Source organism: Butyrivibrio sp. INlla21 (assembly GCF_900116875.1).
Taxonomy (GTDB): Bacteria; Bacillota; Clostridia; order Lachnospirales; family Lachnospiraceae; genus Butyrivibrio.
This window is the reverse complement of record NZ_FPCC01000018.1, coordinates 1-21,083: the sequence shown is the minus strand read 5'-3', so window position 1 is coordinate 21,083 and position 21,083 is coordinate 1. Positions and strand designations below refer to the sequence as shown.

Here is a 21,083-nt window from a genome sequence, read left to right as displayed (position 1 = left end):
TGTGTCAATGATTTGCATTTTCCCGTCCAAAACGTCCGGCGAATCCCTCACTGTCCCAACATAACTGCGGCACAAGCACGCTTAAGCGAATCCATATCCGTCATCTGGTTTATCTCATTCCTAAACTTGGCGCTGCCCGGCATTCCGTAGGTATACCAAGACACGTGCTTACGCATTTCTCTTATTCCGATGTACTCGCCCTTGTACTTAAGCTGCAGATCGGCATGCCTTATGACCGTATCGTAGATTTCCTGCATACTTGGCTTTTCACAGATCTCTCCGATTTCAAAAAAGCTTTTGAATTCCCTGAAGATAAAAGGATTGCCCTGAGCGGCTCTTGCTACCATTACGCCGTCGCATCCGGTCTCATCGAACATGCGCTGTGCATCCTGAGGCGTATTCACATCTCCGTTTCCGATAACAGGGACATTCACAGCCTCTTTTACCTTGGAAATGATCTCCCAGTCGGCTTCTCCCGAATAATACTGCTCTCTGGTTCTTCCGTGCACGGCTATCGCGGCAGCTCCGCCCTCGGTAGCCGCAAGCGCACATTCAACCGCGTTTACCGATGCATCATTAAAGCCTTTTCTTATCTTAACTGTGACAGGCCTGTCAGAAACTTTCACGAGCGCTGCAACTATCTCTTGAATAAGCTCAGGCTTTTTCATAAGTGCCGAGCCTTCACCGTTACTGACAACCTTAGGCACGGGGCAGCCCATGTTTACATCAAGTATGTCATAGGGTCTGTCCTTGATCATACCGACTGCCTCCTGCATGATTGCAGGTTCCGATCCGAAAAGCTGGAGTGAAACAGGGTGTTCATCTTCATGAATCTCCATGAGCAAGCCTGTGTTTCGGTTCTTGTAGATAATGGCCTTGGCGCTCACCATCTCCATGCACACAAGCCCGGCACCCATTTCACGGCATAGCAAACGAAACGGCAGGTCTGATACACCTGCCATGGGTCCCAGTATTATGTTATTTTCAAGGGTTACGTTTCCTATCTGTAACTTTCCGTAGCCTGCCATATGTCTGATTCTCTTTCAAAAAAATTTGCGCATGCCTCTGCTTTTTTTACTCTTCCTCAAGAATGTCCGCAGGATTCTCTCCGCGCACATATATCCTGTAATAAAGGCCGAGCGCCTCGAAAAGATCCTGTCTCTTTCTTCTTACTTCTCCGACAAGAAGTCCCGCAGTGATCTCATCGTATGTGATGTCCTCTTCATCCGCATCGGTCTCAATGCTGATATTTCCGTCTTCCTCAAATACGATGGTAAAGATTCCGCCCGCTTCCTGAGTAAAAAGAACGCTGATAATATTGAGCTCTTTCTTAATACTCTCGGGAATCTGCTTAAATATAGGGTTAAAATAGTACTTCTGCTCGTATGCGTTAGCTCCGCAAAGTACCACTCTTCCATTCGCTACATTCTCGAAAGTACGACCCTTGTTGGTCTTTTGCATCTCGTCTATCTTAAGGTCTTCTTTTCCTTCGGAGAACTCGGCGTCAAAATTCTTGCCGCCTTCACCGAATTCTTTATTGTATTCTTCTTCGAATTTATCTGCTCTCATTTTACGTCAAACTCTCCGTTTTCATCTTCTTTTAACTGGGGTTTGTTCTTACTGTTCTTGGCATAAAGGATATTTAATCCCTCAAGGATAAGGTTCGGATCGTAGATGTCAATCTCCTCGGTCTCTGCCGATATAAGTCTTCCGAGGCCTCCCGTCGCAACGACTTTCATATTTGTAAGTCCGGACTCTCTTTTCATCTCATTGATGATGTACTTGGTCTGACCGATCTGGCCGTACACAAGTCCCGCCTGCATACTTGATATCGTTTCTTTTGCAAGGATACTCTTGGGCTTAACGATCTCAACTTCGGGGAGCTTCGCTGTGTCTTCCCAGAGTGCCTTTGCTGAGATTCCGATTCCGGGAGCAACCACTCCGGTAAAGAATTCTCCTTTTTCATTAACCGCAACGTAAGTTGTCGCCGTACCAAAATCTATTACAAGGATTGGTCCGCCGTATAGCTCATACGCGGCAACCGCGCCAACGATAAGGTCGGGTCCTATCTCTCTTGGATTGTCGGTTACGATCTTAAGTCCCGTCTTGATTCCGGGGCCTACGATATAAGGTTTCTTGCCGATGTATTTTGTGATCGCATTGATAAGTGCATGCATGATCTTGGGAACAACGCTCGCGATCATTACGCCGTCTATCTTTTCTTTTACAATTCCGTTGCTTGCAAGAAGCTGCAACAGCATGATCCCGAACTCATCCGAAGTACGTGACATCTGTGTCGTCATTCTAAATGAGCCTACGAGCTTATCCTTTGAATAAACTCCAAATGTGATATTCGTATTACCTACATCGATAACAAGAATCATAACTTCCCTCCGTTAAACATATCCATAAAGGCCTCGCACAGACACTTCGCCGGCATTTATCTCGGAAATGCTTCCGTCCTCTTTTTCTATTATAAGCGCTCCGCCAATTGTAATGCCCTTGGCTGTTGCTTCGTACTCTCCCGCAGGATCAAGTATTTTTACCGTTTTATCTTTGTTGATGAGCCTCTCTTCATATTCATCTTTTAAAAGAGAAAGATCAAAGCTCTTCATGTATGTATCATAATTGTCTTCAAAGCGTTTCATGACCGCAGCAACGACCGCGCTTCTGTCAACCTTGTAGCCTGTCTGTGAATAGATCGATCCGGCGATGCCTTTTATATCATCGGGAAAAACAGTCATGTTGACATTGATACCGACTCCGATGACAACGTCGCTGACAGTGTTGTCATTATTCATGTGAAGCTCTGTAAGGATGCCACAGATTTTTTTGCCCGCGATAATAACGTCATTGGGCCATTTGATCTGAGGAAAATCAAGTATGTCTTCATTATCCAGGATAACATCCTCGATTCCCTGCGCAACGGAAAGTCCCATGATAAGCGTCATCATAGAAAGCTTATCGGGAGTTGCATCGGGTCTTACTATGAGGCTCATCGCAACGTTGCTTCCTTCCTGGGTCTCCCAGACTCTTCCTCTGGTGCCCCTTCCGGCGCTCTGTCTGTCGACTACGACAAGTGTTCCGTGCGGCGCACCCTCTTTTGCAAGGAGCGCAGCGTCATCGTTGGTCGAGCCTGTTTCTTCCTTATAAACAAGGTTACAGGCAGCCCACCTCGTGTGTAGCTGCCCTTTTATGTTCTCTGCACTTAGCATAAAAATTATCCTTTGAGTGTTGCGTACATAACTGCCTTAATGGTATGCATACGATTCTCTGCTTCGTCAAAAACGATAGATCTTTCTGACTCAAATACTTCGTTTGTAACTTCCATCTCATCAAGACCGAATTTCTCTTTGATCTCTTTTCCGATGGTAGTGTTAAGATCGTGGAATGAAGGCAGGCAGTGCATGAATACGGCACCTTCACCGGCATTGTTCATGACATCCATATTTACCTGATAAGGAGAAAGATCTTTGATTCTCTCCTCCCAAACTTCCTCGGGCTCGCCCATGGATACCCAGATATCGGTCGCGATAACGTCTGCGCCCTTGGTTCCTTCCATGACGTCCTCTGTAAACTTAAGTGTAGCGCCTGTCTGCTTGGCGATCTCATTACATGTATCAATAAGTCCCTGCTCGGGGAAATATTTCTTGTTAGTCACTATCGTAATGTTCATGCCCATCTTGGCAGCTGTAACGATGTAGGAATTACCCATGTTGTATCTTGCATCGCCCATGTATACGAAATTAATTCCCTTGATACGTCCGAAATGCTCTCTGATAGTAAGAAGGTCTGCGAGCATCTGTGTGGGATGGAACTCGTTGGTAAGTCCGTTCCATACCGGCACGCTGCTGTACTTAGCCATTGTCTCAACAATATCCTGCTCGAAACCTCTGTATTCTATTCCGTCATAGAACCTAGAAAGAACTCTTACGGTATCGGCGATACTCTCTTTTTTACCGATCTGTGAGTCTGTGGGATTAAGGAAAGTTGATCCCATACCAAGGTCTTTGGCGGCTACTTCAAAAGCACATCTGGTACGCGTACTTGTCTTCTCAAAAATAAGTGCTACGTTCTTGCCCTTAAGCTCGTCGTGAAGAATGCCGTTTCTCTTCTTTTCCTTGAGATCTGCAGCAACATCCAAAAGATATGTGATCTCTTCGGGTGTGTAATCAAGAAGTTTTAAAAAATCGCGTCCCTTTAAGTTCATAATGTGCTCCTCTGCTTTCGTCTAATAATTACCCATTATTATCACACGGCAAACGCCAATTGTAAACACGGGCAAATTGTAAAAGGGACTGCATCTCTGCAATCCCTTGTATATTACCAGAATACGTGTGCTCCGATAACCTGTCCTTCTCTGCCGTTGTTCCTTCTGAAGTGAAGTGCTCCTCCGACAGTGGTCTCTCCGTTGAGCGCTGCCTGTGCAGCCTGGTAATTGGTGTCGTAAATATTTCCACCTGTATATACTCTGTCAACCGTTCCGTTAAGCGCCGGTGTAAACTGTCCCGATGCATAGATAACGCCTTGAATAGTGTTGGGATAAGCTCCGCTCTTAACACGGTTCATAACAACCGCTCCGACGGCAACTCTTCCTTCATAAGGCTGGTTACCTGCTTCGCACTGAATAAGTGCTGCAAGAAGTTTAAGCTCGTCCGCATCTGCGGCAACCGCGCCACGGTTTTCGGTAAGCTTGGCTTTCTTCTTTTCAAGCTCTCTTTGCTTGATGGCTGCCATTGTTTCACCATGGTCGATCTTAAAATCTGTGGTTACACAATCTGCCAAAACATAACCTGTCTCATCGTTGTAATCAACGCTGATCCATCCGTTCCCGAGATCCTCTATCATATCGACAAAGGTCTTTTCTCCGAGAACTCCTAATACTTCAGCATCATCCGATGCTTCCGCTCTGACATTAAGAGCACTGCTCTGACTGGTGACGATCTGCTTTCCAACGTCCTGTGCAAGTGCCTGAGCTTCATCATCAAAAAGAAGATACTCATCCTTGGCCCAACCTATGAGGTCTCCGGACTTAATCTTGGACCAGCCGTCCTTTCTCTCCAAGAGCTTTCCTCCACAGTCCTTATAAAGGACTCCGACTTTACTGCTTTCTTCGTCGGGAGTTTCTCTTATGTTCATTACTTTGCTTACGTTAGCCATAACAAGACTGTGCTCATTACTGTCAGATGATGAGGCACTACTTGCGGAAGAAGATGACTTCTCCGAGTTACTACATACTTTAGTCTCTGTTGCATTCTTATCTATCCCAAGTGGCGTAACGGGACTAACGATATTGGATATTCCTGCCGAAACATCCGAATACGGTACTCCTGCTTTCGCTGCGTCTGCAATTATCCCCTGGGAAAAGAAAAGAAATAGGACTAGAGAGCAAATCGTAGCAAGTCTCACTATCGTAAGGGATAACTTTCTAGCTTTTTTCATATATTTGCTTCCTATTTAGATACCAAAATTGCCGTAAGTCGATTTTACACCCTCATAATATGTAAAGGCTTACAGCGAAACTTTTTCGTAAGTGATATTAGCAAACATACAATTTTTTGTCAAATTTTGTATTTTTTTACAAGCTTCTGCTCTTCTCTATACAAGCCTGAACAGCGTCCATTACCGCGCCTCTGAAGCCTTCGTTTTCAAGAACATGAACAGCTTCTATTGTTGTACCTGCAGGTGAGCATACCATGTCTTTGAGCTCGCCGGGATGCTTGCCTGTTTCAAGCACCATCTTGGCACTTCCGAGAACCGACTGAGCGGCAAATTCATAAGCCTGCTTTCTTGGCATTCCGCCTTCGACAGCCGCATCTGCCATTGCTTCGATAAAAAGAAATACGTAGGCAGGTGACGATCCGCTGACGCCGACAACAACATCCATAAGTGATTCGGGAACTGTATAAGCCTTACCAAAGCTCTCCAAAAGCTCTTTTACAAAATGATAATCATCGTCGCCCACAAGGTCGTTTCTGCAAACCGCAGAGCAGCCTTCAAGTACGAGCGCAGGTGTGTTGGGCATAACTCTGATGAGCTTAACGGGCTTCTCAAATTCGTTCTGAAGCCACTGGATTGTCTTGCCCGCTGCGATGCTGACAACAACCTTGCTGTCATCTACGCTGTCCATAATGTCCGCGATAACCACCTTGAGATACTGAGGTTTAACGGCAAGAATTATGATGTCCGCTTCCTTAGCAACAGCCTCATTGGAACTGCGTGTCTGGATACCGTATTTGTTGGCAACCTTAAGGCATGTCTCCTCAGTTGCTGCGGTTCCGATGATCTCGTTGGGACCCATAAGTCCTTTTGCAAGTATTCCTCCGATTATGGCTTTCGCCATGTTTCCAAGTCCGATAAATCCAATTGTCATGGTCTTCATCTCCTCCTCTGTCTTGATGCTTCAAATGTAAGTATAGCTGAAGATGTCGCTGCGTTCATCGACTCAACTTCGCCCTTCATGGGGATGAGTACGTATTCGCTTGCAGCATCGGCAGTCTCTTTGGTCAAACCGTTTCCTTCATTTCCGATAAGGAATGCGGTCGGCTTTGTATAATCAAATTCGTCGTAGTTCTTTTTACCTTTGAGGTGAGCGGCGTAGGTTGTAATTCCGGCCTGTGCCAGCTCTTTTACCATGTTCGGAAGATCTTCCACATAGATAAACGGCATCCTGAAAATAGATCCCATCGTAGAGCGAACAACCTTGGGATTGTACATATCGGCGCAGCCCTTACTTAAGATGACGCCCGTAACTCCCGCGCCCTCTGAGCTTCTGAGCATAGTGCCGAGGTTCCCCGGATCCTGAATGTTCTCAAGCACGAGCAAAAGAGGCTGTGCGCTGCCCATGTCCTTATTATAACCCTCAAGAACTTCTTCAAGCGCGTAGTGATACTGACTTACAACCGCAAGAACGCCTTGCGGTGTCTGCGTTGCAGCCATCTTCTTCATAACTTCGGCGGTAACTGTCTCGGCGCCATATCTCCAAAGGATCTCTTTGTCGTCCTCGGAAGCTTCATCCGCAAACTTCTCGGTAACGTAAACTTCGCGCACCTGAAGTACCGGCGCTTCACGCAGCATCTTCATGCCTTCGATGACGAATACGTCGTCTTCGCGCCTTGCCTTATTTTTTTCTATATAACTTACGACCTTGCGAACACGGTCGTTGTTTAGGCTTGTTATCATATGAAATCTCTCTTTAAAACAAAATCAGCGCATTACTGCGCAGTGCCATGATTAAACGTGGCGAGTATTAATAGTATAGCACATACCCATGGCTCGAACTAGCCTCGTTAATACCTCGTCATGTTCTCTGCTCAAAAAAGCCCCTCACCGGAATCATCCGATAAGGGGCTGTAAGTCTGTATTGTTATTCTGTTCATGCACGCATGTGCGCGGCACTTATATCAAAGAAGACGAGCGATCTCGTACATGTACTCGTTGATGTTCTTCTTCATTGCAAGAGCCTCGTCGATATCGTAATCAACGAACTGACCGTTGCGATAACCAACTACTCTGTTAGTCTTGCCTGCTGCAAGGATATCAGCTGCATAGCATCCCATCATTGATGCATATACACGGTCCTTACATGTCGGGCTACCACCACGCTGCATGTATCCGAGGATTGAAGCTCTTGTCTCAAGACCTGTAGCAGCCTCGATACGACGTGCCATTGATGTTGAATGTCCGATACCCTCGGCATTAACGATGATGTGGTGTGTCTTACCTTTCTTACGATTATCGATGATGTTGTCGATAATACGCTGCTCGTTGTAGTCATACTTCTCAGGAAGAAGAATGTCGTCCGCACCGTTGGCGATTGAACACCAAAGTGCGATGTATCCTGCGTGACGTCCCATAACCTCTACGATACTAACTCTCTCGTGAGATGATGATGTATCACGGATCTTATCTATTGCGCTCATCGCTGTGTTGATGGCTGTGTCAAAACCGATTGTATAGTCAGTACATGAAATATCAAGGTCGATTGTTCCGGGAATACCTACAGTATTGATACCCTGCTGTGAAAGCTTCTGAGCTCCGCGGTATGATCCGTCACCACCGATTACGATAACACCGTCAATTCCATGCTTACGGCAAATCTCAGCACCCTTGGCCTGACCCTCGGGAGTTGTGAATTCCATACAACGAGCTGTTCCGAGAATAGTTCCGCCTCGCTGAATAATATCAGCAACGCTTCTTCTGTCCATATCCTCAATCTCCTCGTTAAGAAGACCCTGATAACCCTTCTTGATACCCTTGACCTTAAGTCCGTTTGCAAGAGACTTACGAACAACTGCTCTGATCGCAGCGTTCATTCCGGGAGCATCGCCACCGCTGGTCAATACGCCGATTGTTTTGATTTCCTTTGCCATAACTGATTTCCTCGATTCTAATTAACTTAACCTAAAATCATCAAACCTCTTGATTGATAATTTTCAGACATACTCCTTTCCTATATTAGAGCAATTTTTATTAAATTGCAATCATAACGAAAACGATTTCATAAAAAGTTTTATGTTATAATTTTTCTTGGCAACACAATTCCTTGGCAAAAGAACTTTCTGCAAGGAATAATCATCCTTAAAAACGGAGCATTTTATGTCATTTACACACCTTCATGTCCACACGGAATACAGCCTTTTAGACGGTTCCAACAAGATAAAAGAATATGTGAAAAGGTTAAAAGACCTTGGCATGACCGCCGGAGCCATCACGGATCACGGCGTTATGTACGGTGTCATTGACTTTTATAAAGCATGCAAGGAAGCAGGCATCAACCCTATCCTTGGATGCGAGGTTTATGTTGCTCCGGGCTCAAGATTCGATAAAGAAGCCAAGGGAACGGATGACAGATACTATCACCTTGTTCTTTTGGCAGAAAATAACGTGGGATACGCCAATCTCTCCCACATCGTAAGCCGCGGATTTACCGAGGGTTATTACTACAAGCCCCGTGTCGATATGGAGCTTTTGGAAGAGTACCACGAGGGAATCATAGCACTCAGCGCCTGTCTTGCGGGCGAGATTCCAAGGAATATCTTAAGAGGTGATGGCGGCGCGGCGAAAGAAGCTGCTATGCGCATGGACAAGATCTTTGGTCACGGCAATTTCTTTTTGGAGCTTCAGGACCACGGAATCCCTGCACAGCGTACCGTAAACAGTTCGCTCATGGCTCTTTCTCAGGAGCTTGATATTCCGCTTGTAGCGACCAACGACTGCCACTACACCTACGAAGACGATGCGGAGGCTCACGACCTCCTTCTTTGCATTCAAACAGGTAAAAAAGTGGATGACGAAGACCGTATGCGCTACGAAGGCGGTCAGTACTACGTCAAGAGCGAAGACGAGATGAGAGCTCTTTTCCCTTATGCTCAAGAAGCTATTGATAATACGCAAAAGATTGCGGACAGATGTAACGTCGAGATCGAATTCGGCGTAACCAAGTTGCCGCACTTTGATGTGCCCGAGGGCTATGATTCATGGACATATCTGTGCAAACTCTGCGAAGACGGTCTTAATGAAAGATATCCCGATGACGACGGTACTTTGAAAAAGAAACTCGACTACGAGCTTGGCGTTATCAAACGCATGGGCTACGTAGATTACTTCCTTATAGTATGGGACTATATAAATTACTGCCGCGAAAACGGCATCGCTGTCGGCCCCGGAAGAGGCTCGGCTGCGGGCAGTATCGTCTCATATTGTATGCATATCACCAACATCGATCCTATTAAATACGATCTTCTCTTTGAGCGTTTCCTTAATCCCGAGCGTGTGTCCATGCCCGATATAGACGTGGATTTCGAGTACGAGAGAAGACAGGACGTTATTGATTACGTTACCGAAAAATACGGCGCCGATAAGGTCGTTCAGATCATCACCTTCGGTACGCTTGCCGCAAAAGGTGTTATCCGTGACGTCGCAAGGGTTATGGATCTTCCTTACAGCTACGGCGATCAGATTTCCAAGATGGTTCCGAACGAGCTCAACATCACGCTTGAGCGTGCGCTGGAGCTTAATCCCGAGCTTCGCGGTCAGTACGAGAGCGATCCGACTGTTCACAAGCTCATCGATATGTGTAAAAAACTCGAAGGACTTCCGCGCCATACTTCCATTCACGCGGCCGGAGTCGTTATCTGCAGCGCACCTGCGGAGGACCTCGTTCCTCTCTCACGCTCCGCAGAAGGTAATATCACAACTCAGTTCACGATGACCACCATCGAGGAACTGGGGCTGCTTAAGATGGATTTCCTGGGTCTTCGTACCCTCACTGTTATTAAAGACGCAACGAGATTTGCAAACGAATCTCTCGGCGCTAAGCCGGGCGATCCCAATTTCATCGACATAGACAAGATCGATTACAACGATCCCAAGACTCTTGCCCTTATCGGAAGCGGCAAGTGCGACGGTATATTCCAGCTTGAGTCGGGCGGTATGCAGGCCTTCATGAAGGAGCTTAAACCGCAGTCTCTTGAAGACATCATCGCGGGAATTTCTCTTTATCGTCCGGGTCCGATGGATTTCATCCCGAAGTATATCAAGGGTAAAAATGACGCAGGTTCCATCACATACCTAACTCCCGAGCTTGAGCCTATACTTAATCCGACCTACGGCTGTATCGTCTATCAGGAGCAGGTTATGCAGATAGTTCAACAGCTCGGCGGCTACACGCTTGGTCGTGCCGACCTTGTTCGCCGTGCGATGAGTAAAAAGAAACAGCACGTCATGGAAGTTGAAAGAGCCAACTTCGTAAACGGAAACTCCGAAGAGAACGTTCCGGGATGCGCATCGAAAGGCATCTCCGCAGATGTTGCAAACGCGATCTACGATTCCATGATGGACTTTGCCAAGTATGCGTTTAATAAATCACATGCCGCTTGCTACGCCGTTGTCGCGCTTCAGACCGCTTGGCTTAAGTGCTACTATCCCGTTGAGTTCATGGCAGCGCTCATGACTTCCGTAATAGACAATCCGGGCAAAGTTTCGGGCTATATTTTATCTTGCAGGAACATGAACATCACTCTGCTTCCGCCTGATATCAACGAAGGATTCGACGGATTCTCCGTTGCGGAGATCGATGCGGAAGGCGATGAGCCTTCGGGAGTCTCCAATGCTTCGACTTCCGGCAAGAAAAAGGCTATCCGCTACGCTCTTACCGCGATCAAAGGTATCGGTCGCCCCGTTATCGCTTCTATCGTAAGAGAAAGAGAGCAGCGCGGACCATTTAAGAACATCAACGACTTCCTTACAAGAATGCAGGGTAAGGACAGCGAAGTTAATAAAAGAGCCATCGAAAGCTTTATCAAAGCCGGTGCTTTCGACTGCTTCGAAGGAACAAGAAAGCAGCTCATCACCGTATACTCGCAGATCATGGACAACATCCATTCAAGCGGCAAAGCTTCTATGGCCGGCCAGATATCTCTTTTTGATATCGTCGGCGAATCCGATAAAAAGCAGTACGAGATTCCTCTTCCAAACGTGGGAGAATTCCCTCGTGAGCTCCTTCTTGAATTTGAGAAAGAGGTGCTCGGAATCTACATCTCGGGACATCCTCTTGAGGAATATGTCGGACTTTGGAAAAAGAAAACAACCAATCAGACCACCGACTTCTATCTTGATGACGAAACGGGAGAGCCTAAAGTAAGAGATAACGAGACCGCCACAATAGGTGGAATCATCAGTGATAAAAAGATCAAGTATACCAAGAACGATCAGGTTATGGCATTCATTACTCTTGAAGACCTTGTCGGAACAGTTGAAGTAATCGTCTTTCCAAAGACTTACGAAGCCAACGCAGCAAGACTTAACGCCGATGCAAAGGTATTTATCGAGGGCCGCATATCAGTCGAAGATGACCGCGACGCCAAGCTTATCGCATCAAAGATCACATTATTCGACGAGATGCCCAGAACGTTGTGGATACGCTTTGATAATATGGCAGCTTATGAAACGGGACAAAAAGAGCTTGATAAGCTCATCTTAAGTAATGAAGGAAAAGATGAGATCGCGATTTATCTCAAAGATTCCAAGCAGATTAAAAAGCTTGGCAGAAACTACAATGTAAATGCCGATGAAAACTTGATCTCAAAACTTGAAAAAACCTTCGGAAAAGACAATGTACAGCTTGTATAACTTATAAAAAAACATTGCTCGCGACACTTTTCGTGTCCGAGCAATGCTTTTTTGTCTGATATTAATTAAAGCTTTCAAGAAGCTCAATTCTGCATTTTAACTTATCCTGAAGTGAGAGATAAATATATCTTCCGCTGCCGTCACCGTAGTTTCCTACCTGCTCGACAACTGCGCCAAATTCCTCTTTTAACTTCTCAATAACAGGATCTGCTTTATCTACATAGAAAGCAATGTGGTGAATTCCCTCGCCGTACTTATCAAGGTGATCTCTCCATACGGAAGGTGCTTTGTTGGGCTCAATAAGCTCAAGCTGAACACCGGGTGTAAGATCGATAAACGCAAGCTTACATCCCGCTTCCGGAGCAGGCTGACCGAATACCGTTGTCTGTGTGATCTCATAATCACCGCCCGGCTGAGTATCAGGCTCTTTTACATCAAATAAAAGAGCGTACTGTTTTTTGGTCGCCTCAATATCATGTACGACAAATCCCACCTGAGCAAATTTTGCCGTATCCAAGATTGCTTTTAAACTCATACTCTTTCTCCTTGTCTTTTGTGTTAGTAAATTTAGTATATCACTTGCCGCTTATTTCTTTTTGCAGCTTTGCGATCGTCTCCTTGTAGTCTCCGTCAACCTTGATGTTAAGTTCAGTCTTTAATGCATCGAAGGTATCAAAGAACATGTACGCTTGCCCGGGATAGTATCCGATGTGATACTCAGACTCTGCTCCCGAAATTTCTTTGATAGTTTTACGCGCCTCTTTTTCGTCGGGCACGAGAAACGCCATGTGCTGAAACCCTTCGCCGTGTTTTTCAAGAAACGTCTTCCACGGGCTGTCCTCTTCTCCGGGCTGCACGATCTCAAGTGCAAGATTATCAAGCTTAATTACACCGATCCTGCAATTATGATATAATTCGGGCTTTCCGTTTGTAAGTGTGGGAGCAACGTCGGGTCCCGGGATATTCCATATATCCGGCTTTTCCTCAAGTCCCAAAAGGCGACTCCATTTATCAACAACTGCCTCAATATCTTTTACCACAAATGCAATATGAACAACGCTCTTTGTTCCGATTGCCATCTTCTTTCCTCCTGATTGTTATGATCAAATCTCCGTCTCGTTGAATTTAAATACCTTAAACAAGATAAGAATAATTACCAATGCTACAAGCAGCATGATCCAAGCCTGTGCCGAAGCATATCCCATCTTAAAGAAAGAGAATGCGTTCTGATACAGGTACAAAGAATAGAACATTGTAGCATTGCTCGGGCCGCCTTCAGTCATGATATAGGGCTCGGCAAACCACTGGAACACGCCGATGATCAGTGTCGTTACATTGTAAAGAATAGTGGGTCTTATAAGCGGAACAGAGATATGCCAGGACTGCTTCCAGAAATTGGCACCGTCTATCGCCGCCGCATCATAAAGACTTTCCGGAACATCCTGCAATCCCGCAAGGTAAATGATTATCGCATTTCCGCAGGTCCATATCATCATCAGGATGAATGCAGGTTTTGCCCATGTCGGAGAGCTGAGCCATCCGGGTCCCGGAATATGGAAGTATCCGAGGATCGTATTGACTATACCCGAATCGGGCTGCATTACCCATATCCACAAAAGGCACGCAACGACTGTTGGAACGAGCGTCGGGATGAAGAACACAACTCTCATCCAACCTGTTCCTCTAAGCTTTTTATTATTCAAAAGAAGCGAAACAAGAACCGCCGTAAACGTTGTAACGGGAACACCTATCGCAATCATGTACAGCGTATTCATGCATGCTTTTACAAAAGTCTTGTCCTTAAATAGGTTCGTATAATTCGCAAGTCCCACAAAAGTAGGTTTTCCTATAACGTTGTAATTGCAAAGCGAATAGTACAGCGAACAAGCGATGGGATATAAGGTAAATACCAAAAATCCTATTATCCACGGAAGTACAAACAAAAGCCCGTGGATCGCTTCTTTTTTACGCATCTTGGAACCGCTGTAATCCGCAAACATTTTATTTATCATTCTTTTTACAAACATATACTCGGCCCCCTTATCCCTTAATTCCACTCATGGTAATTCCCTGAATGAAGTACTTCTGAAGTACGAAGAACAAGATAAGTACGGGAAGAACCATTACAACTCCAAGTGCAAGCAAAAGCTCCCAGTTGGGATTTAGGTTTGACCTCAGCATAGATGCCGCGAGCGAGAGTGTGTACAATCTGTCGCTTCCGAGGAATACCAAAGGTCCTAAGAAGTCTTTCCATGAATTCATGAATGACATGATCGCAACCGTCGCAAGTACGGGCTTTGAGATCGGCATCATAAGTTTTAGGAATATCGTAAATTCTCCGGCGCCGTCGATCCTTGCGGATTCCGTAAGCTCTTTTGGAATTCCTACAAGGAACTGTCTCATCAAAAAGATAAAGAACGCGTTTCCGAAAAATCCCGGAAGTGTCAGCGGAAGGAAGGTTCCTATCCAACCGATCTTCGTGTACATGAGATAAAGCGGAATAAGTGTAACCTGATAAGGCAATATCATTGTCGCGATGACGATGATAAAGATCTTATCCCTGCCCGGCCAGCGAAGTCTCGAGAATCCGTACGCGATCAGCGAATTGGAAGCGAGCGCTCCGATTATGTTCAAAACAACGATTATAACTGTATTTTTGAGATATCTGAAAAACGGAATCTTTGTAAAAACCTGCTGATAGTTTTCCAGTGTTATCCTCTTTGGGAACCATCTGAAAGGTACCGAGAACAATTCACTGGAGGTTTTAAACGAACCCGTAAGGAGGAAAAAAAACGGTAGCAGGAATCCCATTGCAAATATAAGCAAAAAGAGATATATTATGCCTTTCTGTATCATGATACCGATTTTATACCCTCGAAGTCCCTTCCCCATTTTTCTTCTCCTTTCCGAGTTATCATATTTCTTTTAACTTATTACTTTGCTTCAAGTGCAGCCTGCATCTGATCTTCAAGAGTCTTTAACTCAGTTGCGGGATCGAGTGAGGTATCGTAAATAAGATTCTCACGAAGTGTCTGGAACTGTGTTGAAAGCTCTGCGGATACTGAGCAAAGTGCGGGAATACCGTTCTCGGGTGATGCTGCGATCTCACGCTCCATAGCGTACATTGCATCGCCTTCTTTTGTAAGTGTTACATCATCAAATGCCGCATCGATTACGGGGATCGATCTCCACTGACAGAAGTTGTCATCGTTAACTGTACCCTGCTCACAGAACTTTACGAAAAGTGCTGCAAGAGCTGCTTTTTCAGGATCTGTTCCGCTGGGAATTGCAAATACGTTACATCCGAATGTTGAGCTCTTTGCTCTTCCGTATTCGGGAACGGGCACGGGAACTGCTGTGTAAGGAACATCAGGTGCATATGCCTTAAGAGCGCCTGTGAACCAGTTACCTGTGATGGTCATTCCAACCTTACCTGTCATGAAAGGATGATCGGGTGAGAACATTCCGCCAAGTCCTGATGAGAATGCGTTGATCTTCTCGGGATCATACTTCTTGGCATAGCTCTGGATCCACTCCATATACTTAACCATGTTGTCGCCTGTAAGATTGATCTTGTTCTCTGCCTGGTTATAAGGATCTGCTCCGAAGAAGAAAGGAAGAACGAATGCATCGTTTCCTGAATCAAGCCAAGGAATAAGTCCCATTCTTGAATAGTTGCTTCCGTCGGCAACTGTCATAGCATCTGCCCAAGCATCAAGCTCTTCAAGAGTTGTAGGCGGGTTGTCTACATCAAGTCCGCACTCTTTTGCAATGTCGGGTCTGAAATATAACATGATAACGTTTGTATCCTGAGGAATCAGATAGCACTGATCCTTGTAGTACATAACGTCTTTACATCCTGCATAGAAAGAATCAACATCAAGGTCGATCTGCTTTAAGATGCTGTCGAGAGGCATGAATGAACCCTCAGCAACATACTGATATGCACTTGTCGGATTATCCGTGACCAAAAGATCCGGTGCGGTTCCGCCTGCGATGGATGAGAGGAGCTTACCGTTGTTGATACCTGCGCCGTCCGGTACATACTGTACTTCGCATGTGATACCAAGATCTTTGTACGCTTCGTTAAACGCATCTACACGTTCCTGATCCCATGTAGCGGAATCACCGGTAAACGCTGACCAATATGAAAAGCTTCCCTTAAGACCGATATCGGTTACTTCCACCTCGATCTGTCTGTCGCCCATAGAAACTGTCTTTTTTGAAGTATTGCTCTCAGTCGTCTCAACAGAAACGGTTGATACCTGCTCGCCGGCTGCCGCAGGAGCTGCGCTCTGATCTGTCGGTGCGCTTTCGCTTCCGCATCCGACAAGTAAAGAAGCTGCCATAAGTCCGGCTGTGAAAACAGACAATGCACTCTTAATGTGTCTTCTCATTTTTTTACCTCCCATAGAAAAAATACCTCTGAATAACAAGTTCCTCTAAATCGATTTAAGATGAAACATCTTCTATACCCATATCCTAGTTCTGAGGGGCAAATATTTCTCATACTTTTTTGCTGTGAACAGATAACTTTTTGTCCAGTTTTTGTTCGATTGGTACAAATATCCAATTATGAGGATTGATTTTTTGGTGATATTGTGTTAGATTGGGCAAAAATGATGACAATATTTGACTATTAAATATACAACTTGTTACAGATTACACGGAAAGGACCGAAAACCCATGCCACAGTCCAATCAGACCAGAGAAATTATTCAATACCGGGATTTCAAAGATGTCGGAATGTCTTATAAAAGCTCGCCCTGCACCTTCCCGCCGCACTGGCACTTGTCGGCGGAATTTGTCCTTGTGAGCAAAGACAATTGTTCTTACGAAGTCAACAACCTAAGGTATTTACTAAACGAAGGAGACATCCTTCTTGTCTGGCCCGCAGAGGTTCATGCCGTTATAAATACGCCTCCGAACGCATCGCTTATTTTGCAATTTTCCTCAGAGATTCTAACCGGGTTAAAAGATATAGATCTTATATCCAACAGACTTAGAAATATCCACGTGATCAGAAGAAGCGACAATACTCTCCACAGAAAGCTCTATGAAGAAATTCGCTCCTGCTATGATATTTACCATTCGGGAGATATGTTTATAGAAACTCAGATAAAATCCAAGATACTGGATATGCTTCGCACGATCGCGATTCACGTTATGACAAACGATGATTCCGATGCATCGCATAGCAGTGGTTCAAGCGACACTTATTACAAAATCCAGAAAGCATGCTCGTATATTATGGAGAATTGCACGTCAGACTTAACTCAGCAAGAAGTAGCAGATTACGTGAATTTCTCGACGTATTATTTTTCCAGGATTTTTAAAGAATATACTGCGGAAAGCTTTAACGCATTTCTCACAAGACACAGACTTGAACACGCCGTTAAATTACTTGCTTCCGACAGCATATCGATAACGGACGTAGCCTTCTTATCGGGATTTCAGAGTATATCAAGCTTTAACAAAGCTTTTTCAAAGAGCATGAACTGCTCACCGAAAGAATACAGAAAATTAAGGCATTGAGAGATTTCTTTTCTCTCAATGCCTTTTATTTTACTAACTGTAATACACTTAGCGACGTATATTGATGATATGCTCTATATTACTGTACAGCTGCCTTGAGCTCATCAACCTTGTTGGTCTGCTCCCAAGGAAGGTTAAGGTCGTTACGTCCGAAGTGGCCGTAAGCTGCTGTTCCCTTGTAGATAGGACGACGAAGGTCGAGCATCTTGATGATACCGGCGGGACGAAGGTCGAATACCTTACGAACTGCCTCTGTAAGCTTCTCATCAGAAACCTTACCTGTTCCGAATGTGTCTACAAGAATTGATGTAGGCTGTGCTACACCGATAGCATATGAAAGCTGGATCTCAGCCTTGTCTGCAAGACCTGCGGCAACGATGTTCTTTGCAACGTATCTTGCTGCGTAAGCTGCTGAACGGTCAACCTTGGTGCAATCCTTACCTGAGAATGCTCCGCCGCCGTGACGAGCTGCTCCGCCGTATGTGTCAACGATGATCTTACGTCCTGTAAGTCCTGCGTCACCCTGAGGTCCGCCGATTACGAAACGTCCTGTAGGATTGATGAAGATCTTGGTATTTGCATCAACCATCTTAGGATCAACGATAGCGTCGATAACGTACTTTCTGATATCTTCGTGGATCTGCTCCTGAGTAACCTTCTCATCATGCTGAGTTGAGATTACGATAGCTTCAAGCCGGAAAGGCTTGCCGTTCTCATCGTACTCAACAGAAACCTGGCTCTTACCGTCTGCTCTGAGGTAAGCAAGAGTTCCGTTCTTTCTAACCTCTGTAAGCTTCTTTGTGAGCTTGTGAGCAAGGCTGATAGCGTAAGGCATGTACTCTTCTGTCTCGTTTGTAGCATAACCGAACATCATCCCCTGGTCGCCGGCACCGATTGCCTCAAGCTGCTCATCTGTCATCTGATTCTCTCTTGCCTCGAGCGCCTTATCAACACCCATAGCGATATCAGCTGACTGCTGGTCAAGAGCTACAAGAACAGCACATGTGTTGCCGTCGAAGCCCTTAGCTGAATCATCATATCCGATCTCTTTGATTGTCTCTCTTGCGATCTTAGCGTAATCAACGTGAGCCTTGGTTGTGATCTCACCTGTGATGAGAACGAAACCTGTACAAGTTGCTGTCTCGCAAGCTACACGGCTCATAGGATCCTCTGCCATGCAGGCATCAAGGATCGCGTCTGAAATGTTATCGCAGATCTTATCGGGATGTCCCTCTGTTACTGATTCGGATGTAAAAATAAACTTATCCATTATGTTTCCTTTCTCGCGTACCGTCACGCATTAAAAAACCGCTTGTTGCGTGCACAAACAAGCGGAACTGATTGATTTTCAGATCCTCTTATTGCTCGTAGTCCGTAATCGGAATTGCACGCTCAGGTTGGCACCTTCCTCATCTTGAGGGGTTGCCGTGGCTTCATAGGTCCTATGTACCTCCACCACTCTGAATAAGAGAACTTCGTATATAATTATGGAATCTATCGTTTGGATTAGATTCGTTTATGATAATACATTATAAGATTAATAAAAGCAATAGTTCTTTTGATAATCTTTTTCTAAAGTACCTAATAAGAAAAAATTATCACTTCGGACACCTGCATTATTTCCAATCATGCCCCCACACTTTATCGCAGAGATCTACGCAATATTGCATGGTAAAAGAGCTGTCTTGAAGCTTTATCTCATTCTCTTTTGCCAAGTCCTCGGAATATTCCGAAAGCGGATAAACGGTAACTCCGTGTTCCTTGCTGCTCTCGTGACACACAACCGCTTCAACCTCATGATCTTTGATGACCGCTTCGCCGGATGCATTCTTGGTTATCGTAACCTTAGCCATTCCGCCGACACTTCTGTTGGAAACGCCTTTACCCGTCGACGATGTCCAGCTCACAAAGTTTCCGAGCGAGTAATAAACAAGCATGTCTCCGCCGCCGTGATTATTGGTTATTCCTGTGTTCTCATCTTCAAGCATCTCAACAGGTTCGATAACGTGAGGATGCGCACCTATAACAAGATCCGCTCCGCCTTCTCTGAAAATGCCTGTCCAGTACTCCTGATACGCATCGGTTCCGAGATTGTACTCTGTTCCCCAGTGCGGTATCACGAGCGTGAAATCAGCATTCTCTTCCGTGTACTTAAGGTCTTTTTCTACCTTATCTTTTTCAAGCATATCTACAGCATGAGGCATATCCTTGGGAAAAGCTATTCCGTTGGTTCCGTAGGAATAGTTAAGGATCGCGATCTTAATGCCGTTTTTCTCGATGATATCTATATTTTCATATTCATACTCAAAGCCGTTAAGCCCGACAACTTTTATCTGCGGATAGCGCTGCTTCCAGAATTCGTAGCAGTTGATGATGCCTTTTTTGCCCATATCAAGCGAGTGATTCGTCGCATGACAAACCACATCAACTCCCGCTTCCACAAGCGCATCGCCGGCTTCATACGGCGCATTAAACATCGGATATCCGGACACTCCGAGCTCTTTACCGCCAATGATAACTTCCTGATTTACAATGGCGACATCCGCAGCTTGCATCTTAGGCTTAACATGCTCGAAGATAAAGTCATAGTTGTAATTACCCTCGGCGTCCTTAGCCACGCGCTGAACAGGCTCATGAAGGAGAATGTCTCCGACCATGAGTAGGGTCACGTCAGAAGATTGCTCTTTCTGCAAAGTCGCAGAATCTTCTTTTGGCGACGATGCCAGTGATGCTTCAGCCGAAGCGACCTCCACCGATGCAGCTTGCGCGGATGCGACGGAGTTGCCTGGTATATCTGCCGTTTGGCCGCCAGCGTCAGATGCTACCTTAACGCTTCCGTCGTTCACCGAAGTCATTTCGGCTGCTGCGCGTTCATCCGATTCTCCCGGCGCGTTTGACGCTTGAAAACTGCAGCCGGATAGGGCTAGTATGCATATTATCGAAATGAGGACTTTTAAATGTTTACTCATATCATTCCCACTTATACTTTTTCAGATAAAAAATAAAATAGCATTTCGCTCGCGAAATATAGGAAATTCGGTGGAATTTCCTATATAAAAAACCACCACACATCACGTGCAATGTCATTAAGTTAACATTGGACTCGGGGACAAAAAGAATCAAAGAGGATGTTGGAATAGTTCCTTCATCCTCTTTTTCTATGTCATTTCCACGTCAAAAAGACGGATTAAAATCCGCCTGAGCTTAACGTGTAAAATTCAAAGCTTTATGCTACCCTATAGAGGAAACCTCTGAAGATTCTTGCAGACTGGTATCTTACCCGGTGCCTGTCTGGTCTAATAGGTACAAGATTTTTTGAAATGATGGTTTCCAGATCTGGTGGAGATGTCGTACCGCGGTAATACTTTCTGCACATGTGAGCTGCGACCGAAAAATTGGCTTTATATGTATATTTT

General features: G+C 45.3%; 18 protein-coding genes, 1 pseudogene and 1 riboswitch. Of the genes and pseudogenes, 2 read left to right on the top strand and 17 right to left on the bottom strand.

Annotated features, from left to right (window positions below; all coding sequences use genetic code 11):
• Window positions 1–47 precede the first annotated feature (47 nt).
• From dusB to pfkA, 9 genes are all read right to left on the bottom strand, one after another.
• Complete coding sequence (gene dusB / locus BM377_RS10855) at window positions 48–1,028, bottom strand: tRNA dihydrouridine synthase DusB (protein ID WP_092247998.1); 981 nt, start codon at window positions 1,026–1,028, stop codon at window positions 48–50.
• A gap of 46 nt (window positions 1,029–1,074) precedes the next feature.
• Window positions 1,075–1,569 carry a DUF6145 family protein gene (locus tag BM377_RS10850; protein WP_242948155.1) on the bottom strand — a complete coding sequence of 165 codons (495 nt, stop codon included), beginning with the start codon at window positions 1,567–1,569 and terminating at the stop codon, window positions 1,075–1,077.
• Window positions 1,566–2,384, bottom strand: coding sequence for a type III pantothenate kinase (locus tag BM377_RS10845; RefSeq protein ID WP_092247995.1), 819 nt, complete (start codon window positions 2,382–2,384; stop codon window positions 1,566–1,568). The genes BM377_RS10850 and BM377_RS10845 overlap by 4 nt, the downstream gene beginning before the upstream one ends.
• A 12-nt stretch (window positions 2,385–2,396) precedes the next feature.
• Window positions 2,397–3,215 carry a biotin--[acetyl-CoA-carboxylase] ligase gene (locus BM377_RS10840; RefSeq protein WP_092247992.1) on the bottom strand — a complete coding sequence of 273 codons (819 nt, stop codon included), beginning with the start codon at window positions 3,213–3,215 and terminating at the stop codon, window positions 2,397–2,399.
• A 5-nt stretch (window positions 3,216–3,220) separates the two neighbouring features.
• Window positions 3,221–4,210 carry an ornithine carbamoyltransferase gene (gene argF, locus BM377_RS10835; protein WP_092247989.1) on the bottom strand — a complete coding sequence of 330 codons (990 nt, stop codon included), beginning with the start codon at window positions 4,208–4,210 and terminating at the stop codon, window positions 3,221–3,223.
• Between the two features lie 113 nt (window positions 4,211–4,323).
• Window positions 4,324–5,442: a cell wall hydrolase gene (locus BM377_RS10830; protein ID WP_092247986.1), complete on the bottom strand. Its 1,119-nt coding sequence runs from the start codon at window positions 5,440–5,442 to the stop codon at window positions 4,324–4,326.
• A 136-nt stretch (window positions 5,443–5,578) separates the two neighbouring features.
• Window positions 5,579–6,373, bottom strand: a complete 795-nt coding sequence (gene proC, locus BM377_RS10825) for a pyrroline-5-carboxylate reductase (protein ID WP_092248140.1) — start codon at window positions 6,371–6,373, stop codon at window positions 5,579–5,581.
• 5 nt (window positions 6,374–6,378) lie between these two features.
• Window positions 6,379–7,182, bottom strand: coding sequence for a TrmH family RNA methyltransferase (locus tag BM377_RS10820; protein ID WP_092247983.1), 804 nt, complete (start codon window positions 7,180–7,182; stop codon window positions 6,379–6,381).
• A 221-nt stretch (window positions 7,183–7,403) separates the two neighbouring features.
• Complete coding sequence (gene pfkA, locus BM377_RS10815; RefSeq protein ID WP_092247980.1) at window positions 7,404–8,372, bottom strand: 6-phosphofructokinase; 969 nt, start codon at window positions 8,370–8,372, stop codon at window positions 7,404–7,406.
• A 226-nt stretch (window positions 8,373–8,598) separates the two neighbouring features.
• Between pfkA and BM377_RS10810 the strand changes: the two genes are divergently transcribed.
• A complete protein-coding gene (locus BM377_RS10810) occupies window positions 8,599–12,132 on the top strand; it encodes a DNA polymerase III subunit alpha (protein WP_092247977.1) in 3,534 nt (1,177 codons plus the stop codon).
• Between the two features lie 61 nt (window positions 12,133–12,193).
• Here the strand turns inward: BM377_RS10810 and BM377_RS10805 are convergent, their stop codons facing one another.
• The 5 genes from BM377_RS10805 to BM377_RS10785 are packed head-to-tail and all read right to left on the bottom strand — an operon-like array spanning window position 12,194 to window position 16,529.
• Window positions 12,194–12,667: a VOC family protein gene (locus BM377_RS10805; RefSeq protein WP_092247974.1), complete on the bottom strand. Its 474-nt coding sequence runs from the start codon at window positions 12,665–12,667 to the stop codon at window positions 12,194–12,196.
• A gap of 40 nt (window positions 12,668–12,707) precedes the next feature.
• Window positions 12,708–13,211, bottom strand: coding sequence for a VOC family protein (locus tag BM377_RS10800; RefSeq protein WP_092247971.1), 504 nt, complete (start codon window positions 13,209–13,211; stop codon window positions 12,708–12,710).
• A 24-nt stretch (window positions 13,212–13,235) separates the two neighbouring features.
• The gene (locus BM377_RS10795; RefSeq protein WP_242948154.1) at window positions 13,236–14,159 is read right to left on the bottom strand and encodes a carbohydrate ABC transporter permease; all 924 of its coding nucleotides are present in this window, start codon (window positions 14,157–14,159) and stop codon (window positions 13,236–13,238) included.
• 13 nt (window positions 14,160–14,172) lie between these two features.
• The gene (locus BM377_RS10790) at window positions 14,173–15,024 is read right to left on the bottom strand and encodes a carbohydrate ABC transporter permease (protein ID WP_092247968.1); all 852 of its coding nucleotides are present in this window, start codon (window positions 15,022–15,024) and stop codon (window positions 14,173–14,175) included.
• Window positions 15,025–15,065: 41 nt separating this feature from the next.
• On the bottom strand, window positions 15,066–16,529 hold the full coding sequence (locus BM377_RS10785) for an extracellular solute-binding protein (RefSeq protein WP_177223864.1): 1,464 nt from the start codon (window positions 16,527–16,529) through the stop codon (window positions 15,066–15,068).
• Window positions 16,530–16,818: 289 nt separating this feature from the next.
• Between BM377_RS10785 and BM377_RS10780 the strand changes: the two genes are divergently transcribed.
• Complete coding sequence (locus BM377_RS10780; protein ID WP_092247962.1) at window positions 16,819–17,667, top strand: AraC family transcriptional regulator; 849 nt, start codon at window positions 16,819–16,821, stop codon at window positions 17,665–17,667.
• Window positions 17,668–17,746: 79 nt separating this feature from the next.
• On the opposite strand, the gene metK is transcribed toward BM377_RS10780, so the two are convergent.
• From metK to BM377_RS16430, 3 genes and pseudogenes are all read right to left on the bottom strand, one after another.
• Window positions 17,747–18,937: a methionine adenosyltransferase gene (gene metK / locus BM377_RS10775; RefSeq protein ID WP_092247959.1), complete on the bottom strand. Its 1,191-nt coding sequence runs from the start codon at window positions 18,935–18,937 to the stop codon at window positions 17,747–17,749.
• Between the two features lie 85 nt (window positions 18,938–19,022).
• Window positions 19,023–19,138: riboswitch (SAM riboswitch) on the bottom strand.
• A gap of 145 nt (window positions 19,139–19,283) precedes the next feature.
• Window positions 19,284–20,636, bottom strand: a complete 1,353-nt coding sequence (locus BM377_RS10770; protein WP_092247956.1) for a CapA family protein — start codon at window positions 20,634–20,636, stop codon at window positions 19,284–19,286.
• Between the two features lie 257 nt (window positions 20,637–20,893).
• Window positions 20,894–21,083: pseudogene (locus tag BM377_RS16430) on the bottom strand (IS4 family transposase); the annotation flags it as partial.